At 36.6% G+C, this 20,996-nt stretch carries 17 protein-coding genes and 1 pseudogene; 13 read left to right on the top strand and 5 right to left on the bottom strand.

Annotated features, from left to right (window positions below; genetic code table 11):
- The first annotated feature begins 26 nt into the window (after positions 1–26).
- Genes KBP50_RS14285 through KBP50_RS14260 form a run of 6 tightly spaced genes read left to right on the top strand, consistent with a single transcriptional unit; the run spans position 27 to position 4,628 of the window.
- Positions 27–446, top strand: a complete 420-nt coding sequence (locus KBP50_RS14285) for a PTS sugar transporter subunit IIA (protein WP_050351936.1) — start codon at positions 27–29, stop codon at positions 444–446.
- Positions 447–462: 16 nt separating this feature from the next.
- A complete protein-coding gene (locus KBP50_RS14280) occupies positions 463–933 on the top strand; it encodes a PTS sugar transporter subunit IIB (RefSeq protein WP_050351937.1) in 471 nt (156 codons plus the stop codon).
- Between the two features lie 17 nt (positions 934–950).
- Complete coding sequence (locus KBP50_RS14275) at positions 951–1,742, top strand: PTS mannose/fructose/sorbose/N-acetylgalactosamine transporter subunit IIC (protein ID WP_050351938.1); 792 nt, start codon at positions 951–953, stop codon at positions 1,740–1,742.
- Positions 1,726–2,553: a PTS system mannose/fructose/sorbose family transporter subunit IID gene (locus tag KBP50_RS14270; protein WP_050353474.1), complete on the top strand. Its 828-nt coding sequence runs from the start codon at positions 1,726–1,728 to the stop codon at positions 2,551–2,553. The genes KBP50_RS14275 and KBP50_RS14270 overlap by 17 nt, the downstream gene beginning before the upstream one ends.
- A gap of 12 nt (positions 2,554–2,565) precedes the next feature.
- Complete coding sequence (locus KBP50_RS14265) at positions 2,566–3,615, top strand: glutamine--fructose-6-phosphate aminotransferase (RefSeq protein WP_050351939.1); 1,050 nt, start codon at positions 2,566–2,568, stop codon at positions 3,613–3,615.
- Between the two features lie 17 nt (positions 3,616–3,632).
- Positions 3,633–4,628, top strand: coding sequence for an SIS domain-containing protein (locus tag KBP50_RS14260; protein ID WP_050351940.1), 996 nt, complete (start codon positions 3,633–3,635; stop codon positions 4,626–4,628).
- 209 nt (positions 4,629–4,837) lie between these two features.
- Here KBP50_RS14260 and KBP50_RS14255 read toward each other — a convergent pair whose 3' ends face one another.
- Positions 4,838–5,434: a hypothetical protein gene (locus KBP50_RS14255; protein WP_050351941.1), complete on the bottom strand. Its 597-nt coding sequence runs from the start codon at positions 5,432–5,434 to the stop codon at positions 4,838–4,840.
- Between the two features lie 316 nt (positions 5,435–5,750).
- On the opposite strand from KBP50_RS14255, the gene KBP50_RS14250 reads away from it, so the two are divergent.
- The 4 genes from KBP50_RS14250 to KBP50_RS14235 are packed head-to-tail and all read left to right on the top strand — an operon-like array spanning position 5,751 to position 10,441.
- Entirely contained in the window at positions 5,751–6,293 is a 543-nt protein-coding gene (locus KBP50_RS14250; RefSeq protein ID WP_050351942.1) for a helix-turn-helix domain-containing protein, read from the top strand.
- 32 nt (positions 6,294–6,325) lie between these two features.
- Complete coding sequence (locus KBP50_RS14245; RefSeq protein WP_050351943.1) at positions 6,326–8,371, top strand: hydantoinase/oxoprolinase family protein; 2,046 nt, start codon at positions 6,326–6,328, stop codon at positions 8,369–8,371.
- Positions 8,371–10,104, top strand: a complete 1,734-nt coding sequence (locus tag KBP50_RS14240; RefSeq protein WP_050351944.1) for a hydantoinase B/oxoprolinase family protein — start codon at positions 8,371–8,373, stop codon at positions 10,102–10,104. Before KBP50_RS14245 ends, KBP50_RS14240 begins: the two co-directional genes overlap by 1 nt.
- 19 nt (positions 10,105–10,123) lie before the next feature.
- Positions 10,124–10,441, top strand: a complete 318-nt coding sequence (locus tag KBP50_RS14235) for a cupin domain-containing protein (RefSeq protein ID WP_076362097.1) — start codon at positions 10,124–10,126, stop codon at positions 10,439–10,441.
- Between the two features lie 125 nt (positions 10,442–10,566).
- On the opposite strand, the pseudogene KBP50_RS22160 reads toward KBP50_RS14235, so the two are convergent.
- From KBP50_RS22160 to KBP50_RS14220, 4 genes and pseudogenes are all read right to left on the bottom strand, one after another.
- Positions 10,567–10,837, bottom strand: a pseudogene (locus tag KBP50_RS22160) (cytosine permease); the annotation flags it as partial.
- Positions 10,838–12,012: 1,175 nt separating this feature from the next.
- Positions 12,013–13,152, bottom strand: coding sequence for a glycerate kinase (locus KBP50_RS14230; protein ID WP_175609447.1), 1,140 nt, complete (start codon positions 13,150–13,152; stop codon positions 12,013–12,015).
- Between the two features lie 224 nt (positions 13,153–13,376).
- The gene (locus KBP50_RS14225; protein WP_050351947.1) at positions 13,377–14,645 is read right to left on the bottom strand and encodes a GntP family permease; all 1,269 of its coding nucleotides are present in this window, start codon (positions 14,643–14,645) and stop codon (positions 13,377–13,379) included.
- A 120-nt stretch (positions 14,646–14,765) separates the two neighbouring features.
- On the bottom strand, positions 14,766–15,902 hold the full coding sequence (locus KBP50_RS14220) for a CdaR family transcriptional regulator (protein ID WP_050351948.1): 1,137 nt from the start codon (positions 15,900–15,902) through the stop codon (positions 14,766–14,768).
- A gap of 464 nt (positions 15,903–16,366) precedes the next feature.
- On the opposite strand from KBP50_RS14220, the gene argS reads away from it, so the two are divergent.
- The 3 genes from argS to argF all read left to right on the top strand — a co-directional run bounded on the left by argS (position 16,367) and on the right by argF (position 20,981).
- Positions 16,367–18,034: an arginine--tRNA ligase gene (gene argS / locus KBP50_RS14215; protein WP_050351949.1), complete on the top strand. Its 1,668-nt coding sequence runs from the start codon at positions 16,367–16,369 to the stop codon at positions 18,032–18,034.
- A 480-nt stretch (positions 18,035–18,514) separates the two neighbouring features.
- On the top strand, positions 18,515–19,744 hold the full coding sequence (gene arcA, locus KBP50_RS14210; protein ID WP_050351950.1) for an arginine deiminase: 1,230 nt from the start codon (positions 18,515–18,517) through the stop codon (positions 19,742–19,744).
- Between the two features lie 220 nt (positions 19,745–19,964).
- Positions 19,965–20,981: an ornithine carbamoyltransferase gene (gene argF / locus KBP50_RS14205; protein ID WP_050351951.1), complete on the top strand. Its 1,017-nt coding sequence runs from the start codon at positions 19,965–19,967 to the stop codon at positions 20,979–20,981.
- The last annotated feature ends 15 nt before the right edge of the window (positions 20,982–20,996 follow it).

Raw genomic sequence — 20,996 nt, 5'->3', positions numbered from 1 at the left:
TAATAAGTGAAAGTGAGGTGAAAAAGATGGAAAGAATCTTAGTTTTGGCAAGTCACGGGGAATTTGCTTCCGGAATCTTAAGTTCCCTAGAATTAATTTGCGGTAAAAAAAATAATATTGTAACTCTGAATGCTTATTTAACAGCAAATTATGACTTAGCCACGGAAGTAGAGAAATTAATGAAAGAAAATCAAAGTAATGAATTAATCGTGATCACAGATATATTTGGAGGCAGTGTAAATAATGAATTTTTGAAATATATTCATACTCCTAATTTCTACTTGGCATCAGGAATGAATTTACCTTGGTTAATTGAAATCGTAACTCACTTTGCAACAGCGGAATCCATTCCGCAATTGATCAAAAGTTCTTTAAGTAATTCAAAAGAAATGCTTCAATTTTGTAACGAAACAATCCAGGTCGAAAAGGAAGAAGAGGATTTTTGAAAGGGAGGAAATAAGGATGATTAAATTATTGCGAGTGGATCACCGCCTTTTACATGGTCAAGTAGCATTTTCCTGGACTCAAAATCTAGGAGTTGATTGTATTTTGATTGCAAATGATGATGTACCCCAAAATGAAATTAGAAAAACTACTATTAAACTAGCAAAGCCACAGGGGGTGAAATTGGTTATAAAAAATATTGACAATTCTATTGAAGCTTTGAAGAGTGGAGTAACTGATAAATACAAATTATTTATTATAGTTGAATCTGTTGAGGATGCCTATAAATTGGCAAAAGCCTATCCAGAGATTAAGCACATTAATTTAGGAGGTATGAAAGTACGTAAGGGTACAAGAAACATTTCAAAGGCAATCAATATTACAGCAGAGGAAGAATCCTTAGTTAAAGAATTGATAGACGGAGGAGTAGAGGTAGAAATCAGACAAATACCAACAGATAAGAAAATGGAAGCTTTAGACGCTTTTTAAAGAAAGGATGAATTTGAATGATTTTACAAGCAATCCTTCTTGGGATCGTAGCATTTATCGCTCAATCTGAATATGCTTTGGGAACTTCATTGTTATCACGTCCAATTGTTACAGGTTTACTGGTTGGAATTGTACTCGGGGATATTAAAACAGGGATTATAATGGGAGCGACTTTGGAATTAGCTTTTATTGGTTCGTTCTCAGTAGGAGCATCTATTCCGCCTGATGTTGTAACTGGAGGAATTCTTGGAACAGCATTTGCTATTACAGCCGGTGCAGGAACGGAAACAGCATTATTACTGGGAGTACCCATTGCTACATTAACTTTAATTTTAAAAAATGTCTATTTAGGATTATTAATCCCGATGATGAACCATAAAGCAGACACTTATGCTGCGATAGGAGATTATAAAGGGGTTGAACGAATGCACCTGACAGCAGGATTTGGACTTTCATTCATGTTGGCGTTAGTAGTAGCCATTTCTTATTCTGTAGGAAATAACGCTGTTCAGTCACTCTTAAATATGATACCAGACTTTGTACAACATGGATTAACTGTTGCGACAGGTATTATTCCTGCATTAGGGTTTGCAATGTTGGCTCGATTACTAATTAATAAAACCGTCGCCCCTTACTTCTTTTTAGGGTTTATTATAGTAGCTTATTTAGATATCCCTATTACTGGAATTGCTGTGTTTGGAGCTATTTTAGCAGTTATCGTCGTAAATATCATGAATTATAGAACAAATAGTGTACAAGCTGTTCAGACAACAAGTGGGGAGGTTATTGATGATGACGAAGACTTCTGATTCAAAAGAGAAACCATTGATAACTAAAAAGGATTTAAATAAAGTTTTTTGGCGTTCCTTCCAGATGGAGTTTTCCTGGAACTATGAGCGTCAAATGAATATGGCGTATGTTTACGCAATGATTCCGATTTTAAAGAAACTTTACCAGAGTAAAGAAGAAATGGCTTCAGGATTAAAACGCCATTTGGAATTCTTTAACACAACACCACATCTTGTAACATTGATTTTAGGTATTAATGCAGCTATGGAAGAAGAAAATCGTATCGATAAAAATTTTGATAAAAAAGCGATTGATAGCATAAAAACTTCTTTAATGGGACCGTTAGCGGGTATCGGAGATTCTTTCTTTTGGGGAACTTTACGTTTAATTGCTACAGGCGTGGGAACTTCACTTGCGCTACAAGGAAATATTCTAGGACCAATTTTATTTTTATTGATTTTTAACGTTCCACATATTACACTCCGTTATTTATTTACCGGCTGGGGATATAAGCTTGGTACTGGATTTTTAAAGAAAATTCAAAGTAGTGGGTTGATGCATAGCTTAACCTTAGGAGCAGCCATTATTGGATTAATAGTTGTTGGTGCAATGACTGCTTCCATGATTGATATTACTATTCCACTTTCAATAGGTAGTGGGGAAGAGGCAGTTAAAATTCAAAGCATTCTTGATGATATTTTTCCTAAATTATTGCCATTAGCCGCTTTTGGTATGGTTTTCTATTTATTGAAGAAAGATGTGAAACCTCTAACAATTCTAGGAGGAATGGCTGTTGTTGGAATATTAGGGGCTTGGATTGGCATTTTCTAAGGAGGGCATAGAATGGTATGCATGTTGGATTATATTTATGAGGAGCAAGTAACGTTAGAAAAGATTTTGAAAGAGTTTAACTATAATTTTGAAGAGCTAAAAGATATTACACATTGCCTTATTTTAGCGACAGGTTCCTCCTATAATGCAAGCCTAGCAGCAAAATTTTATATGGAATCTACTGCCGGAATATATATAGATATACAAGAACCATTCAACTTTTTGCATTACGGTATGGTGGATCCAAAATTTGATTTAGTTATCGCTGTTTCGCAAAGTGGAAAAAGTACGTCAACGATTTACGCTATAGAAAAGATAGCGAAATCTCAAAAAATAAAAACCATCGCGTTAACTAGTAATAGCGAAAGTCCGATTACAAAAGTTGTTAATGCCACCTTTAATCTTAATATGGGCATTGAAAAAGTTGGCTTTGTAACGAAAGGGTATTCAGCAACAGTATTAAACTTAATGTTGTTATCTTTAACTATAGCTTTTCAGTCAAAGCGAATCAATGAACTGAACATGGAAAATTATTTAACGGACTTTCGTGAAGTTATCGGTAATATTGATAAGGTTATCGATAAAACAGAGGAATTTTTTGATAATAAAAAGGATGCTTTAATAAATGATCAACGTTTTATCGCTATTGGTTATGGACCAAACTGGGGAACAGCAAAAGAAGCTGAAACAAAATTTACAGAAACGATTAGGAAGCCATCTCAAGGTTTTGAGTTAGAGGCCTATATGCATGGCCCTTATTTAGAAGCAAATAAAATGCATAGTTTGTTTTTTATTGAAACAGATGGTGAAGTCTTGTCTCGTTCAGAGGCTTTACGAACGTATATGATAAACCACGTCAAAACATGTTATGTTATTACGACTAAAGCTTCACATGAAAAAGATGTATTAGGGTTAGACGTGAAAATAGATGAGAAGGTAAGCCCTTTACTATTAGTTATACCATTTCAATATTTAGCTTATCAAGTTGCTTCATTACAAGGGATTGATTTAGAAAAACGAATATTTGATGATTTTGATCAAGTACTACAAAGTAAAATTTAAAGAAAGAGGGTAAAAAAATGTTAAAATTCGATGAAGAAAAACAAATTGAAAGTGTGAATGGTGCTATAGCTTTAAAAAGCGATATCGAAAACATGATAGATAAAGTTTATGATAAAGGTTTTGACAATATTTATTATTTAGGCATTGGAGGTACATATGCTTCCAGTATGCAGGCGGTGACCTATATCAACGGAAAAAGTAGTCTACCCGTTTTTGTTCAACATGCTGCAGAGTATTATACAACTGGGAACAAAAGATTAACAGATAAATCTATCGTTATACTATCTTCAGTAACTGGGACGACTCAAGAGGTGGTTAAGGCAACGAAACAAATTAAAGAACTGGGTGCAACGATTATTGCGTTTGTAGATGAACCAAATACTCCCTTAGCAGAAATGGGTGATTATGTTATATCATATCCAGAAAATGAACAACTAAAATTCTTTATGGTTGCTGACCGTTTCATGTATCGTAATGGCGAATTTGATGATTATGAAGCTTATTATAAAGAGCTAAAAGAATATTTAGCTGCTGCTTTAGTAGAGGTAGAAAAATCAGCTGATAATTTTGGTCTTGCATTTGCTGAAAAGCATCGACATGATGCTATCCATTACTTTATTGGTGCTGGAAACCAATGGGGTGCAGTATATTCATATGCAATGTGTTATTGGGAAGAGCAAAGCTGGTTACGTTCAAAATCCATTCATGCAGCTGAATTTTTACATGGAACATTAGAGGTTATAGATGAAACCACTCCAGTAACTTTATTTGTTGGAGAAGACGAGCAGCGCGAATTAGCGCAGAGGGTGGGTAATTTATTGCCTCGAATTTGTGGCAATTATACAATTATAGATTCAAAAGAATATGAATTACCAGGAATTAGCGATAAATATCGTTGTCGATTATCGTACTTTATTATGCATGCAATAACGCAAAGAATAGATGCACATGTCGAAAAGTTAAATTGCCATCCCCTAGAAATTCGTCGTTATTATCGTCAACTAGATTATTAGGTATAAACATTTAAATCTAATCGTATTAAACCTGTAAAACTGCTACTGTCTTGTTAGAATAAAAGGGCAAGAATAATCCCAGGAGTTTATCCTGGGATATTTTTACCCTTTTTCTATTAATACAGCTAGATTGATATTTCTACTAATCACGCATTGCAACATGTTGGAAATATTCAAAGAGAGGAAAGTAAACTACTTACTACTGTTGTTTACGCTCTTGCATTAAAGGTAGAGCTAGCGCCCATATCGTAATTTTGTGTCGAATTCGCTTTCATTTCTTCTCTTGCGGCTTTGTAGGCTTTATAATAAATTGCCGTTGTTTCACCGTAGAACTGAGCTTCTGCCCTTGTCTGCCCCTCTTTCCACCCAGATTCAGTGCTATAAGATAATACTTCGTCACCGTTTTCATCATAAATAAACATCGATGACCCAGTTGCACCAACACACATTTTCCCTGTAAAAGGTAATCCAATAAGCCTAAAAAAGAATGGTAAACCATTAGTATATTTTGCAGTCAATAACGTAGGTGTCAGCAGTCTTATCAGTTTTGAACGATCAGGAGATACATGTTGTTTTTTATAAGAATTGATAAAGGATATATAATCCTTTCCCATGTACACACTTTTCGCTGCACCATCCTGTGCCATTTCCTTAATCTTATTTACAACCCTATCTGGCAAGGAGCTTGTATTTTTCTTTTCGGAACCGCTTTTATCCGCTTTCGATGTTTCTGTTGATGCTTTTTTATACGTGGTATGAGGATTAATACTTGAAAAACGCTCCGTACCAATAGAACGCATAATCATAATATCACCCTTTTTATAAACTAGTTACATATATTATCGTCTGTTTTTCGGGGAAATAAAGCTTTAAAACAAGAAAATGGGAAGAACATTTTTTATACTTTGCCCTTTTTGTACTTGAACAGACTAAGATAGGGAGATCCTTACAGTGTAAAGATGCTTCAAGACAAATAGAATTTATTTTACGAATCATTTTATTGGTACAATTTTATAAATTGAGAGATTTTTCTTTTAATTTCATAAAAATTGTGTTAATATTATAAAAAATAAAGTGGAGGTGTAAAATTTCCGTTCTCAATGTAAAGAAAGGAGATGACATATGGAGAATTTGCATAAGAAAATAAAGAATTTACGATTAGAGAAAGAAATGACATTAAAAGATTTAAGTGAAGTAACAGGACTTTCCGTGAGCTTTTTGTCTCAAATTGAACGAGGTTCTTCATCCCTAGCTATTACTTCATTAAAGAAAATATCCGATGCTTTTCAAATAAACATGGCTTCATTTTTTGAGGAGATTGAAAATCATAATTATGCATTACATAAGGATGAACAAAAACCGTTTACAATCGAAGGCTCAGGTGTAAAGCATGTCCGCCTAGCGGGGAAATTTCCAGAAAGAAAATTGGAACCGATGCTGGTAACATTACCTCCTAAACAACCATTCATTGAAAAGTATAGTCATCCTGGAGAAGAATTTTATTTTGTTTTAAAAGGAATGGTTGTTTTTAGAGTGGAAGGAATGGAATATATTTTGAGTGAAGGGGATACGATTCACTTTCCTTCAGAAAAAGTACACGAATGGAAAAACCCTACTGAAGAATCATCAACGTTGTTAAGTGTTTTAACGCCTGTAATATTCTGAATATAAAGACTATATAGAAGGGTGGAAGAAGGATGAGAGTTGCAACTGATATTGGAGGTACCTTTACGGATTTAGTTTACGTCGATCAGAATGGGCAAATGAAGGTAGCTAAAAGTCATACGACGCCTCCAAATTTTGAAAAAGGGGTAATAGATGTACTTGAAAAAAGTGGTATTGATAAAGAAGCAATCGCCACATTTATCCATGGTACAACCGTAATAATTAATGCACTTACAGAAAGAAAAGGTGCAAAAACGGGGCTTATCACGACAAAAGGATTTCGGGATATATTAGAAATTGCTCGAGGAAATCGTCCTGATTTATTTAATATTCGATATAAAAAGCCAGAACCATTTATTGAACGTTATCTCAGAAAAGAGGTGGATGAGCGGGTTAACTATAAGGGTGAAATTGTAACTCCACTTTATACGGAACAGATAAGAGAAATGGTTGGCTTCTTTAAACGAGAAAAAGTAGAAGCGATTGCTGTCGTGTATTTACACTCTTATGCGAATCCACAGCACGAGAAATTAACCGTTCAATTGATTAAAGACTTATGGCCTGATGTAGCGGTATCAGCTTCGCATGAAGTAATTCAGGAACGGCGGGAATATGAGCGGACGAATACAACAGCATTAAATGCATATGTTCAGCCAACAGCAACCTCGTATATTAATAAACTATATAATGAGCTAACGGAGCATCATACAAACAGCCAAAATTTTATTATGCAATCGAATGGTGGAACCACGACATTTGAAGAAGCGAAAAAGGTTCCCATTAATATGGTTGAATCTGGTCCCGTAGCAGGAATTTATGGCGCTGCAGTACTTGGAAAATTAATTGGAGAAGAAAACATAATAGGATTTGATATTGGTGGGACAACGGCAAAATGTTCCCTAGTTGAAGGGGGAGAAGTGAAGGTTTCCACAGAATACTATATTGAAAGGAATGATCGTAATGCAGGCTATCCAATTAAGACACCAGTAGTAGATATTGTGGAAATAGGTAATGGTGGAGGATCCATTGCTTGGTTAGACGAAGCTGATGCTTTAAAAGTCGGACCTAAATCTGCAGGAGCTGTACCTGGTCCAGTATCTTATGGGCAAGGTGGAACACATCCGACCACGACGGATGCTAACGTATTAACTGGTAGATTATCGGCAAAGAATTTTGATTATGATGTAGACGTATCGATGGTAAGAAAAGTGATACAAGAAAAGATAGGAAATCCGCTTCATATGTCTGCGGAAGAGGCAGCATTGGGAATTATTCGAATAGCTAATTCCAATATGCTAAATGCACTAAAATTAATATCCGTACGAAAAGGTCATCATCCAGAAGAGTTTACTTTAGTTGCTTTTGGTGGCGGTGGTTCTATGCATGCGCCTGCGCTTGCCAAGGAATTAGGAGTGAAAAAAGTTGTCATCCCGATTGCATCGCCTGTGTTCTCTGCGTGGGGAATGTTAATGAGCGATTTACGTCATGATTATATAAAAACGTATATTAAACGATTAGAAAACCTTGATTTATCCGCAATAATGACACAGTGGCATGAAATAGAAAAAGAAGCATATGAACAATTTAAAAATGAAGGGATTTCTAAAGCGGATGTTATTTTTAATCGCTTTGTAGATATGCGCTACTTAGGGCAAGAACATACTGTAAAAGTTCCTGTTCTTAATGGAGATTGGACCAAGGAGCAATTACAAGAAATTATCGAGAGCTTTCATCAGTTACATGAACATCATTATACGTTTAGATTAGATGGAACAGAAATGGAATTTGTTAATATACATGTTACGGCTTTTGGTAAAGTTGTTAAACCAAATATTCAAAAGATAAAACGGAATACAACGTTAGAAGATGCAAAGTTAGAAACAAGAGATGTTTATTTTGAAAATCCGAAGGGCTGGATTCAAACGGTTGTATACCAACGCGAACTGCTACCAATAAATCAAATTATTCATGGACCTGTCATTGTAGAGGAAAAAGCAGCCGTTACCGTTATTTATGAAGGCCAAACACTTAAGGTGGATGATTACGGAAATTTAATTATCGAAACGAGGGAGAGATAATGGCAATTCAGGAAACAAAAGTTGATCCATTTACATTAGAAATAGTAAAAGACTCATTGTTAGCCATAGGTGATGAAATGTTCATCGCATTAGCTAAAACATCTATGAGTCCTATCATCTATGAAGTGCTGGATTATGCTAGTGGACTCACTGATTCGAAAGGGCAATTACTCACACAAGGGAATGGCGTGACTGGATTTATTGGAATGCTTTCTTTTATGGTAAAGCAGTCACTAGAGAAATATGGAGATGAAAATAAATTAAAGCCCGGAGATATCATTATTGTAAATGACCCCTATGGGGGCGGCGGCTCCCATCTATCAGATGTCGGTTTAGTCATGCCAATTTTTTATGAAGGAGAAATCATTGCCTTCTCAGCGAACAAAGCCCACTGGACGGAGGTTGGAGGAAAAGATCCTGGATCGTTTACGAATGATTCTCGTGATATCTTTCAAGAAGGATTGCAATTTCCATCTGTTAAGTTATTTGACGGTGGCGTGTTGAATGAAGGATTAGTAGAGATTATCCGTGCCAATGTTCGTTTTCCTGATTTGTCATTAGGTGACATGTGGGCACAAGTTGCAGCACTCAAAACAGGGGAAAGACGTGTACAGGAAACATGTGAAAAGTATGGGAAGGACGTTATCCTTTCTGCTATCGACAGCCACTTAAATCACGGGGAAATTATCTCAAGGCAAGAACTTGCAAAATTGCCAAAGGGAACTTTTTCGGCAGAAGGATTTGTTGAAACGGATGGCATTGGAAATGGTCCTTTTCCAATAAAAGTAGAAGTTACGATAACAGAGAAGGATTTTATATGTGACTTTCGAGGGAGTAGCCCACAGGTTCCTGGACCAGTTAATTGTTCCTTTACAGGACTTGCATCAGCTGTAAGAACGATATTTTTGGCAGTTACAAATCCAGATCAAGATGTAAATGATGGTGTATTTCGTCCATTAAAAATAGTAGTTGACGAAGGATCAATTATGTCAGCTCAACGTCCTGCGCCTACGTCTAATTATTTTGAAACGATGCTAGCGTGTACGGATTTAATCTGGAAGGCGTTGGCTCCACACATTCCACATAGATTGGCAGCAGCACACTTATTATCTGTTTGCTCTGTTACGCTATCAGGTAGACATCAAGAAACGAATGAACCGTTTTTAATTGTAGAACCGTCTGTAGGCGGATGGGGCGGTGCTGATGGTCAAGATGGAGCCAGCGGTCAATTCTGTATACTAGATGGGGAAACCTATAATGTACCTGTTGAAGTTGCCGAAACACGGTATGGTGTAATGCTGGATGAATATAGCCTACGTATGGACGGAACAGGTGCTGGTGAATATATCGGAGGAAAAGGAGTTATTCGTTCTTATCGAGCTTTAACAGATGGACAAGAAGCTACGATTACCTATGGTCGAAATAAGCACCGCCTCTGGGGAATAGATGGAGGAATGGAAGGATCCGTAAATAAATTTTATATTCATAAAGAAACCGGAGAAATAGATGGTCCTTATGGGGTTTATTCACGGTATGAGCTAAAGAAAAATGACGTTCTTAAATTAATGACAGCTACTGGCGGTGGGTATGGAAATCCATTGAATCGCCCAGCTAAGCAAGTAGCTAGAGATGTGAAAAATGAGTATTATACGGTAGAAGAAGCTAAAGTATTCTTTGGTGTTGAGGTAGATCCGATAACATTCGATTATAAAGAACTAGCTGCAAGAAATTAATTTGTAAAGGAGTAGCATAATGAAAATAAAACAGCGAGGATTTCACCAACAAGGTTTGAAAACATTATTTGAAGATAATTCGGAGACGATGAATGTGACATTTGGAACAGTCCGCATTCCACCAGGAGAGTGTGTACCAAGTGAAGGATTGTCTAGTCATCTAGAAAATGAGTATTCCATTATTTTAAAAGGTGAACTACAAGGTGAAAGTGGGGGCGCACCGTTTGAAGTTAAAGCGAAGGATGCGACATTTATTCCAGCTGGGGAAAAGCATTGGGCAGTAAACAATAGTGAAGAAACGTGTGAAATTGTCTGGTTATTAGTAAAGGAAAAATAATTTAGATAAATAATAGAAAAGCATCCTCTTTTCTACTATTTTACAAGTAATATTTTTCCGGAATATTCTTGATTGAGCAAGGAAACTGTTGAAAGTGACTTCATATCAAAGGGTAGTGTGAAAATGGATATTGCATTTCCAGCCACAGATGTTTGTAATGCCCACCAACCAAACGAAACAACAAAAATTAGTCAATCCAACAATAAAACGTGCTTGCAGAACGCCAAAGCTAGATCGTGCGATGACTGAAGAGGAACGACCTGTTTTTTCCCCAATGTAACCCTGTAATGCATTCCCTATCCATTGGATACCAAATAGAGCGATCATAAGAATATAAAAGATTTTTCCAAGGCCGAAGCTGCCAGCTAAAGTTGCTCCGACCATTAACACAGGTATATTTTACGCATTAAGAAATACTGGCTGGGAAACTATATCAACTTGGAATCCAGAACCAACCACGGGGGTACTAGCAGCAATCAGTCTCGTGATTATACAAGATACGCAAAGCCAACAATAATAGATAATGCACTTATTCCATCAAGTATTGTATTCAAAAAGAGTAGTAACATTCTAGTAACATTCTATAAAGACTCTGTAAGAAAGAAAAAATTATACGATCCTAAAACCTTCTATTATAAAAGAATTAAATTTACAGACTAAATAAAAAGAGGAAGTCTCAATTACGAGATTTCCTCTTTTTAGGTATTGAAATAAATATAACAAGTATAAAAATTAATAAATAAGTTGCTACCTGCTCAAAACTATCAAACAAGATTAAAGCTATTAAAAAACCTAAAACTCCTATACAAACTACCAATACTATATCCCTTGTCTTTATTAAAATCCCCCCTTAAAATTCACTAAAACTAAAAATTTATCATCTTAAACTATTTTATGTTCAATTTATTCTTTTCTTCTGGAATTATGATGGTTAATTTCTTTTTCGTCCGTTAGCAAACATGCCAGACAACAATGGATGGAACTGGATGGCGACAATTGCTTTAGTAATGGGATCGCTAACAGGTTATACTAGCAAATATGTAACATATTCTTTAGCTTACCAGCAGTACAATCATTAATTATTGCCGGAATTGTTTATTACTTTGCAATGAAAATAAAAGAGCGAAATAAAGGCAATGTATGAACAAAAGTTCACTAATAATACGTGCCAAATACAGATTCAAATTCTTTTCACTAGCGTTGCATAAAAAAGTATATATAGGTATATAAGACGCAATTTTCTGATCAAAGATTTAACTGTGCTTGAGCAAAAAAGGTAAAAGGGCTGTAAAGGTAGTATTTTTTGAATTTTTATATACAATTAAAAGATTAGATCGTAGGTTAAATCATTTAAGTGTGAACCACCTCATTGAGTCATGGTATATTCAAATATCTGTTTATTCTTGCGTCTTTGGCTGCGGAAGATTCACTATTGTCAGAAGCAAAACCAGATTAACAAGATAAAATATTACAAGAGCTACAAGAATTAAAGGATAAAAGTGCTTTAGCTGCTTTTATCCACATAATCGATAAGATTTCACATTTAAACTACTCTATTCGGCGAAAGCCAACTAATGGTAAACGCTGGCTACATTCCGCGCTACTCCTTCAAGATATTTTTCCCCATTTATGACTGCTTCTTCCAGTTGGCATGGCCCAGGGGCGATGCTAAATGTTGCATCGATGCCGTGTTCATATACAGCTTCGTACCCTTTTCCTAGTGTACCGCAAAGGGCAATTACCTTTGATACACCGTTCTGCTTTGCAGCTTTTGCTACGCCAATGGGTGTTTTGCCGTAGATTGTTTGGCTATCAATTCTACCTTCTCCAGTTATTACTAGATCAGCATTTTTGACCCGATTAGAAAAATCTGTTTCTTTTAGTACAATATCAATTCCCGGCGTTAATTTGGCATCAAGCACTGCTAATAACCCTGCGCCAAGCCCACCTGCCGCTCCAGAACCAGGAATATCCTTTACGTCCTTGTTTGTAGCTTTTGAAATGACCTCATGAAAATTTCGTAATGCGTCATCTAATGGAACAATCATTTCCTCTGTTGCACCTTTTTGTGGTCCGTAAACAGCGCTAGCTCCATTAGGTCCCAGGAGCGGGTTATCGACATCACAGGCAACCTCTATTTCTACAGATTTTAAACGTGGATCTAAATGGGATAGTTCTATTTCAGTTAACTGGATTAATGCCCCACCGCCCCGATTCAGAAGATTATTTTCAGAGCTATATAGGACACCGCCAAGTGCCTCAATCATTCCTGCACCACCATCATTTGTTGCACTGCCACCAATCCCAAGGATTATTTTAGACACATTTTTGTCTAAAGCCGCTTTGATTAACTCTCCTGTACCAAATGTAGTTGTTAAGAATGGATTTCGCTTCTCTTTTGGAACGAGGTGAAGACCAGACGCTTCTGCCATTTCTATGATAGCAGTTGATCCGTCACCAGAAATGGCATAAGTTGCAGTTACTTTTTCACCCAATGGTCCAGTGACTTTTTTTTCATACAGTGTGCCTTTTAATCCATCTGCTAACGATTGGGTGGTGCCCTCGCCGCCATCTGCCATTGGAATAATATCTATCTCAAAAGCTTCACCGTAAGCAGAGCGAATTCCACGTTCAATAGCATTAGCAGCCTGTTTTGCTGTCATGCTTTCTTTAAATGAATCCGGTGCTATGACAATTTTTGGTTTAACCATCATTCTTCTCCTTTCCTTCTTTAAAAAAATCAACTAGTCGCTGTTTATTTGAATAGTGATGCCGTAGACAAACCCTTGAGAGAGCCAGAAAGTGCTTCCAAAAATTTAAGTGGGAGAGAAAACGGCATCTCAATTCCTGTTTCGCCTAGAGGTCTTAGGTCATACTCTTGCGGTACTAACAATCAAGGAGGAATGAAAGAAGACTCCAAGATTGAAAGTTCACTTTATAAAAACCACTGAAAGATACCATAAATCAATGTGGAAACTACCGCCAATGTTATACCAACTAATGATTCATATGGAATTAGTTTCAAACGCTCTTGAATTTGCATCCCAACACTACCTGCAGTTGCATGAAAGAAACTACCATGCGGCATATGGTCTAGTACGGTAGCACCAGCATGAATCATGGCTGCACCAGCTAAACCAGCGACCCCAGACTCTAGAATCGTGCTTCCAAAGACACTGCTTGCGACAGCAGAGCCTGCTGTTGTTGAAGCTGTAGCTGCTGACATAAACATTCCTGAGATCGGAGCTAAAGCAAATGCGGGTAAGCCTAGGCTTTCCAACACGCCAACTAGAACAGTATCTAATTTTGAGTTAGTAATGATCCCAGCTACTGCACCCGTCCCAATTAGCAAAATTGCAACCGGTGCCATTTTTGCTAATCCGCTTTTTATATACGCATTTGTGCTACGCCATTTTCCCATCGCGATAATTCCAACTAACCCACCTACTGGTAATGCGATCATCGGATCTACGTTAATATTGAATAACGGACGTAATACAAGCAATAGAATGGCAACAATTGGAGCTAGGGCAGCTGTATATATGGAAGGCAAGGCTCCAAGGTTGGATTGTTCAATTTCACTTGCTTGAATAGCGGTCCCTTTTTTAGAGACTCTTTTTGCTATGAGATAGGTTACTGTAAGTCCAAAAAATGCTGGGATAACCCCTGCTGCCATGACGGAGGTTAAGGATACATCAAATGCTTCAGAAACAGCAATTGTATTAGGATTAGGGGACATGATATTACCCGCTTTACCTCCACCAATCATTGCTATTAAAATTGCAAATCTGGAAAGCCTTGCTTCTGAAGCTATCACTAAGGCGATCGGCGCTACAGTAATAACCGCTACATCTACAAACACACCTACTGCTGTTAAAAGCATGGTAGCAATAGCTAGAGCAAGTAATGCTTTGGTATGGCCGAATTTATAAACAATGGTTTGTGCTAATTTAGATGCTGCTCCTGATTCGATTAGCACGCCCGCTAATACACCAGCAGCTAAAATTCTTAATACGGCAGGCATAATATTTTGAGCCCCGCCTATCATTAAACTTACTGTATCTACTAAGCTCGCCCCTCCAATGAGACCTCCTACAATTGCACCGGCAATTAGACCATAGGCAGGCGGTACTTTCTTTAAAATTAAGAAAATAGCTAGGAATAAACCGATAATTGCTCCTAATGCACTTACTTCAATATCCATGTGTTTTCCTCCTTAACATGATGCTGTTATACACTTATTGTACGTGCACGATACATGCTAGGTCATTGTGCAAATGAATATAAAGAAAGTGCTTCCAATTCCGTGTTTTATGCAAATGCACTATTTTGATAGTTTGAAGAGGATTTCTCCAATTTTTAACTCGATCAGATCTTGTAGGTTCTTTGGGTTTTTTCCAGTGATTTCATAAATTTTATCCAGCCTATATGCTAATGTATTCCGATGAATAAATAACTTATCTGCGGTTTTGGTCATTTCTCCATTTGCTTTCACATATATAGTAAATGTTTCGTCTAACGTTTTTCCATCATTAGAAGTGAATAACTTTTTATACGTAGCGCTAATTTCATCTGCTTCTTCTTTTGCTGCATGTAAAAAACGATAACATAGAATAGATATTCCTAATGTGTCTTGATTCCAAACCCCACCTTCTGGATATAATGTTTTTGCAGTATCTTTAACGATTTGTGCTGTTTGAAAGGATTGTCTCCATCCAAGGAATCCACTTGAAAAGGGACCTAATGCTACGGTTATATTTGAAATGGGAGCAAAGGATAATTTGTTTTCTAGCAAATTCTTTATTTTATCATCCGTATCTAAATAAGGCTTTTGCTGCTTTTTTAAGATAACAAATTGATTTGTATACAAACGAACTATTTCATCTTCTGCTGTAACCAACGTATTCGCCCAATTTTCGATTTGTTTTACAGATTGCAAATTGGATGTATGGTACGGTACAGAAAGAAGGATAACGGCAAATGTTTCATCTGCATTAATCTTTAGCGACCGCGCCCTGTCTAATATGTACGCTTGTTCTTTATCAGATCCTAGTAGTAAATGGGATATAACATCATCACGCATCCTAGCATTTCGATCTATTTCTCTTGTCAAAAATGCCTGTTCCAACGTTAGTTCAGCTCCCATTTGAACTAATTTAGAAAATCCCCTAATCTTTTCAGGTTCACCAGTGATACCAATAACTCCAACAATATCATCATGAAATCGAATTGGTAAATTAATTCCTGGTTTTGCTTTTCCTCGCCAATTTTCTTCATAGGAGTGAATCTCTACGGTCATTTTATGTTCAATTGCTTTACTTGCACCGTGGTGGAGTTGCCCAATACGATTGGGATCTCCCGAAGCAAGAATGGTCCCTGTTCTATCCATTACATTGACATTCAAATCTAGTATCGACATAGTTCTCTTCACAATCTCTGAGGCAAGTTGCTCTGTTAACATTAGAATCTCCTTCTATATAAGTGGTTATTTCATAAGTAAGAAAATAAAGAAATACTTATCTCATTCCTATATAACGCTCTTACTTAAGAAATGTCAATCTTATCGTAGCTGGATAAATATAACATCATGACATATCATGTATCGTTATTCTGGTTGGTCTAACTCTGATGTAAAATTCAAAAAAACATGTATGTAGATTGTTTATGTATAGCGCAACACGTTGCCCTATAAGCTTTACCGCAAAGGAACATTAATCCATATTGGTGTGATTAAAAGTGCATATATAATTTTTCTGAAATTGGTGAAAATGATTATATAGTGCTTATAAACGATAACAGCAAACGGGAGACATGGTGTATCATATTTCATAGAGAAGCTATTCCATTTTTTGCTTCTTGTTATTGTTTCATTATGAATTAATATTGTTTACAGAGGGGTTAAAATTCACAAGGAGGACGACATCAATGAACATTATACAAGAGACAGAAGCTGCGGTAAAAAAAGCGGTACGTAAATCTATTTTACGAGCTAAATTAGTGGATCAAGAATCCGATATCCCGCCAATTATGTTAGAAAAACCGAATAATGATCAGCACGGAGATTATGCTACAAATATTGCTATGCAGCTGACAAAAGTAGCAAAACAACCTCCAAGGGAAATTGCTCAAAATATTATAGAACATTTGGATGTGCAAGGTACACATATACGTAAACTGAAAACTGCTGGACCGGGGTTTATTAATATCTTTATGGACAATAATTATTTAACTCCATTGCTTCCTCATGTTTTACAAGCGCGTGAAGATTATGGTAAGCATCCAAAAAAAGGTATGCGAATTCAAGTAGAGTTCGTTTCTGCCAATCCCACTGGAGATCTTCATTTAGGACATGCGCGCGGTGCAAGTTATGGGGATGCGCTCTGTAACGTATTAAAAGCAGCTGGTTATGAAGTAGAACGTGAGTATTATATTAATGATGCTGGTAATCAAATTCATAATTTAGCCCTCTCTGTAGAGGCGCGTTATATGCAAGCATTAGGACTAGAAGCAGAGGTGCCTGAAGATGGATATCATGGGCAGGATATTATTCATATTGGAGAAAAATTGGCTGCAGAAGAAGGGGATACGTGGATTCATAAATCAAAGGACGAACGTTTAGCCTATTTCCGCCAATATGGACTAGAGTATGAATTAAAAAAGATTGAAGATGATCTAAAACGATTTCGGGTTGAATTTGATCATTGGTTTTCGGAACTGTCATTATATAAAGAAGGTAAAGTTGACCAAGCATTGGATAAAATGCGTCAGACTGGTGATATATATGAAAAAGATGGCGCAACATGGTTTCGAACGACAAAATATGGGGATGATAAAGACCGGGTTGTCATTAAATCAGATGGAAGTTATACGTATTTAGCCTCTGACATCGCGTATCATAACGATAAATTAGAGCGGGGATTCGATAAGCTGATTAATGTTTGGGGAGCTGATCATCACGGGTATGTTCCAAGGATGGAAGCAGCGATTCAAGCGTTAGGGTATCCGAAAGATATATTAGAGACAGCCATTATCCAGATGGTGAACCTATTTGAAGATGGAGAAAGAGTGAAGATGAGTAAGCGGACAGGCAAAGCGCTAACGCTTCGTCAGTTAATGGAAGAAGTTGGTGTTGATGCGATGCGTTATATGATGAATACACGTTCCTGTGACTCGCATTTGGATTTTGACATCAATCTTGCCCGTTCGCAATCGAACGAAAACCCTGTTTATTATGTACAGTATGCACATGCAAGAATTTGTACATTGTTAAATAAAGCACAAGCAGAAGGATATTCCTATGAAGATTATGATGCGTCCTTGTTACAACACAGTACTGAGGTTGAATTATTAAAGATAATAGGAGAGCTTCCACAACTGGTGTTAGATGCTGCAGAGAAACGAATACCGCATAAAATAACACAGTTTGCCTTTGACTTAGCTTCCGCATTACACAGCTTCTATAATGCAGAGAAAGTGTTGGATGAGACACAATTAGCTTTAACGAAAGCTCGTTTGGCGCTATTGGAAGCTGTTAAAATAACGATCGGCAATGCACTGCGTCTCATCGGCGTGCATGCTCCAGAACAGATGTAACACGTAAAGATTAAAAGCCGTCTTAGTTGTGAAAAGCTCACAACTAAGACGGCTTTTTTGCACTATAGGAAAGTATAAGATTTTTTTGGTTTATAGTATAAGAAAAACAAAGGCTTCCGCCATAAGACTTGGCGACAAGCCAAGTTTTTCTAATGTCTAAATTTAGATAACAAAATAGACTCTATAAGTAAAAGAAAAAGAATGTTATTGAATTAAGGTAGATGGTAAAAAAACACACCATTTTTTCGAAGGATATTTTCTCTTTAATTACCATTTGTTATGAATAAAAGCAAGAAAATAATCGTGTATGATTTAACAAATCCCTTTATAAACAATGAATAACTGTTTGTGATCTGTTTATACTAACACCAAGACAAACCATGTATTTAAGTCGTACAGGAGTGCATGGGATTTAATTGTTGACAAGTTTAGATTTTAATGATGAAAATTAGTTTTTTTATGATATGAGGAGGTATTTAAATGAAGCAACCATTACATGTTAAGTCCGAAATTGGCGAGCTACAATCCGTGCTGTTGCACCGTCCAGGTAAAGAAGTAGAAAATTTAACCCCTGATTATTTAGGGCATTTGTTATTCGATGATATTCCACATTTACCAATGATTCAAAGAGAGCATGATTATTTTGCTTCGACGCTACGAAATAGAGGAATTGAAGTGTTATATTTATCGAATTTAATGACCGAAGCGCTTCATACAGAAAAGTTAAAAAAGCAATTTGTGATGGATATATTAAAGGAATCCAATATCCAAGGTGCAAGTTCTCAAAAGATAGCCGACTTTTTGCTGTCCTTTGATACAGAAGAGATGGTAAAGAAAGTGATGGCAGGTGTACGAAAATCAGAAATACCGTTGGAGAAAAAGAAGCATCTTTATGAAATGTTAGATAATCATTATCCATTTTATTTAGATCCAATGCCTAACCTTTATTTCACTCGTGATCCAGCAGCAACAATAGGGACTGGATTAACCATTAATCCAATGAGGGAAGTTGCCAGGAAGCGAGAATCTCTATTTATGAGTTATATCATCCGACATCATCCAAGATATGCGGAGTCTGATATACCGGTTTGGTTAGATCGAGATTATCCGTGTCCGATAGAAGGTGGCGATGAGCTGGTTTTAAGTAAAGATACAATTGCAGTAGGAATAAGTGCAAGGACAGCAGCAAAGGCAATAGAGCAACTCGCGATTAGTATTTTTAAACGACAGGCAGAAATAAAACGTGTTGTTGCTGTGGAAATTCCAAAATCAAGAGCGTTTATGCATTTAGATACTGTATTTACGATGGTTGATTTCGATAAGTTCACCATCCATCCAGAAATACAGAATAAAGACGGACAAATGGACATCTATATTCTGGAAAAAGGAAAAGAAGAAGATACCGTAAAAATTACGCATAAAACGAATTTGTTGGAAACACTAAAAGAATTATTAGGGCTAAAGGATGTAGCTTTAATCCCATGTGGAGGTGGAGATGTTATTGCTGCACCAAGAGAACAATGGAATGATGGGTCTAACACATTAGCAATCGCTCCTGGTGTTGTTGTCACATATGACCGCAACTATGTGTCCAATAAATTACTTCGTGAACATGGTATTGAAGTAATTGAAGTCATTAGCTCCGAATTATCCAGAGGTCGTGGCGGTCCTCGCTGTATGAGTATGCCATTGTCAAGAAAAGATATATAAGGATATTCCAAAGGCTAAAAATAATGCGTCAAGTTGCTTTTATAGTCGCATTGTAACTGCATACACTGAACTATTCAAAAATCACAACTGGTGTAGCAACTGCAACAAGGAAGCCACCTAGATAAGTTCTTTTTAAATATAAAACTATGAGCAAATGAATATTCAATGCGTATATAATTACCATTATTTACAATGAAAATAAAATTTTAGGAGGATGGAAATGGGAACAAAACTAACGGATAAATTAACAGGCAGACATTTTTTGACGTTAAAAGATTTTACCGAAGAGGAAATAAATTACTTGCTTGATTTAGCAGTCGACTTAAAAGAAAAGAAAAAGGCAGGCATTCCGCATCATTATATGAAAGGGCAAAATATTGCCCTATTATTTGAAAAACCGTCAACTAGAACGCGATGTGCTTTCACTGTTGCTTGTATTGATTTAGGAGCGCATCCAGAGTATCTCGGAAAAAATGACATTCAATTCGGTAAGAAAGAGTCAGTACGTGATACGGCGATTGTATTGGGAAGAATGTTTGATGGTATTGAATTCCGTGGATTTGACCAGGAAACAGTAAATGGCTTAGCTGAACATTCAGGTGTGCCAGTTTGGAACGGGTTAACAAATGAATTTCATCCGACCCAAATTCTTGCTGACTTTTTAACTGTTAAAGAACATATTGGACATTTAAAAGGGGTTAAGTTCGTTTACGTTGGTGATGGCCGAAATAATATGGGCAACAGCTTACTAATCGGTGGGGCAAAAGTAGGGATGGATATTCGTATTTGTTCTCCAGAAGTATTATTCCCTGATCAAGATGTAGTCAATTACGCGGAGGAAGTGGCTAAAGATTCTGGAGCAAAAATTACGATTACTGCTGATATTGATGAAGCCGTTTCTGGAGCAGAAGTGATCTATACAGATGTGTGGGTTTCTATGGGAGAAGAGGATAAATTTAAAGAACGAATTGATTTACTTTATCCATACCAAGTAAATAAAGAAATGCTTGAAAAAACAGGTAATAAAGATGTCATGTTTCTCCATTGCTTACCAAGCTTTCATGATTTAGAGACAGAAGTAGGACGAGATATTTATGAAAAATTTGGTCTTAAAGAAATGGAAGTTACGGATGAAGTTTTTCAAAGTGACAACTCATTTGTCTTTGATGAGGCAGAAAACCGGTTGCATACTATTAAAGCGGTGATGGCAGCAACCAATGGAAGTGTAAACAGCTAAATATGGAAGGGTTTT

Source organism: Virgibacillus pantothenticus, assembly GCF_018075365.1.
In the GTDB taxonomy this organism is placed as follows: Bacteria; Bacillota; Bacilli; order Bacillales; family Amphibacillaceae; genus Virgibacillus; species Virgibacillus pantothenticus.
The sequence above is the reverse complement of the archived record's forward strand: the minus strand, read 5'-3'. Positions and strand labels throughout refer to the sequence as shown.

Bases quoted from the DNA above. Each gene is read 5' to 3' on its own strand.
- argF (WP_050351951.1), top strand. From the start codon at position 19,965: ATGGGAACAAAACTAACGGATAAATTAACAGGCAGACATTTTTTGACG.
- KBP50_RS14220 (WP_050351948.1), bottom strand. From the start codon at position 15,902: ATGTTAACAGAGCAACTTGCCTCAGAGATTGTGAAGAGAACTATGTCG.
- KBP50_RS14255 (WP_050351941.1), bottom strand. From the start codon at position 5,434: ATGATTATGCGTTCTATTGGTACGGAGCGTTTTTCAAGTATTAATCCT.
- argS (WP_050351949.1), top strand. From the start codon at position 16,367: ATGAACATTATACAAGAGACAGAAGCTGCGGTAAAAAAAGCGGTACGT.
- KBP50_RS14230 (WP_175609447.1), bottom strand. From the start codon at position 13,152: ATGGTTAAACCAAAAATTGTCATAGCACCGGATTCATTTAAAGAAAGC.
- KBP50_RS14275 (WP_050351938.1), top strand. From the start codon at position 951: ATGATTTTACAAGCAATCCTTCTTGGGATCGTAGCATTTATCGCTCAA.
- arcA (WP_050351950.1), top strand. From the start codon at position 18,515: ATGAAGCAACCATTACATGTTAAGTCCGAAATTGGCGAGCTACAATCC.
- KBP50_RS14235 (WP_076362097.1), top strand. From the start codon at position 10,124: ATGAAAATAAAACAGCGAGGATTTCACCAACAAGGTTTGAAAACATTA.
- KBP50_RS14265 (WP_050351939.1), top strand. From the start codon at position 2,566: ATGGTATGCATGTTGGATTATATTTATGAGGAGCAAGTAACGTTAGAA.
- KBP50_RS14250 (WP_050351942.1), top strand. From the start codon at position 5,751: ATGGAGAATTTGCATAAGAAAATAAAGAATTTACGATTAGAGAAAGAA.
- KBP50_RS14245 (WP_050351943.1), top strand. From the start codon at position 6,326: ATGAGAGTTGCAACTGATATTGGAGGTACCTTTACGGATTTAGTTTAC.
- KBP50_RS14280 (WP_050351937.1), top strand. From the start codon at position 463: ATGATTAAATTATTGCGAGTGGATCACCGCCTTTTACATGGTCAAGTA.
- KBP50_RS14240 (WP_050351944.1), top strand. From the start codon at position 8,371: ATGGCAATTCAGGAAACAAAAGTTGATCCATTTACATTAGAAATAGTA.
- KBP50_RS14260 (WP_050351940.1), top strand. From the start codon at position 3,633: ATGTTAAAATTCGATGAAGAAAAACAAATTGAAAGTGTGAATGGTGCT.
- KBP50_RS14225 (WP_050351947.1), bottom strand. From the start codon at position 14,645: ATGGATATTGAAGTAAGTGCATTAGGAGCAATTATCGGTTTATTCCTA.
- KBP50_RS14285 (WP_050351936.1), top strand. From the start codon at position 27: ATGGAAAGAATCTTAGTTTTGGCAAGTCACGGGGAATTTGCTTCCGGA.
- KBP50_RS14270 (WP_050353474.1), top strand. From the start codon at position 1,726: ATGACGAAGACTTCTGATTCAAAAGAGAAACCATTGATAACTAAAAAG.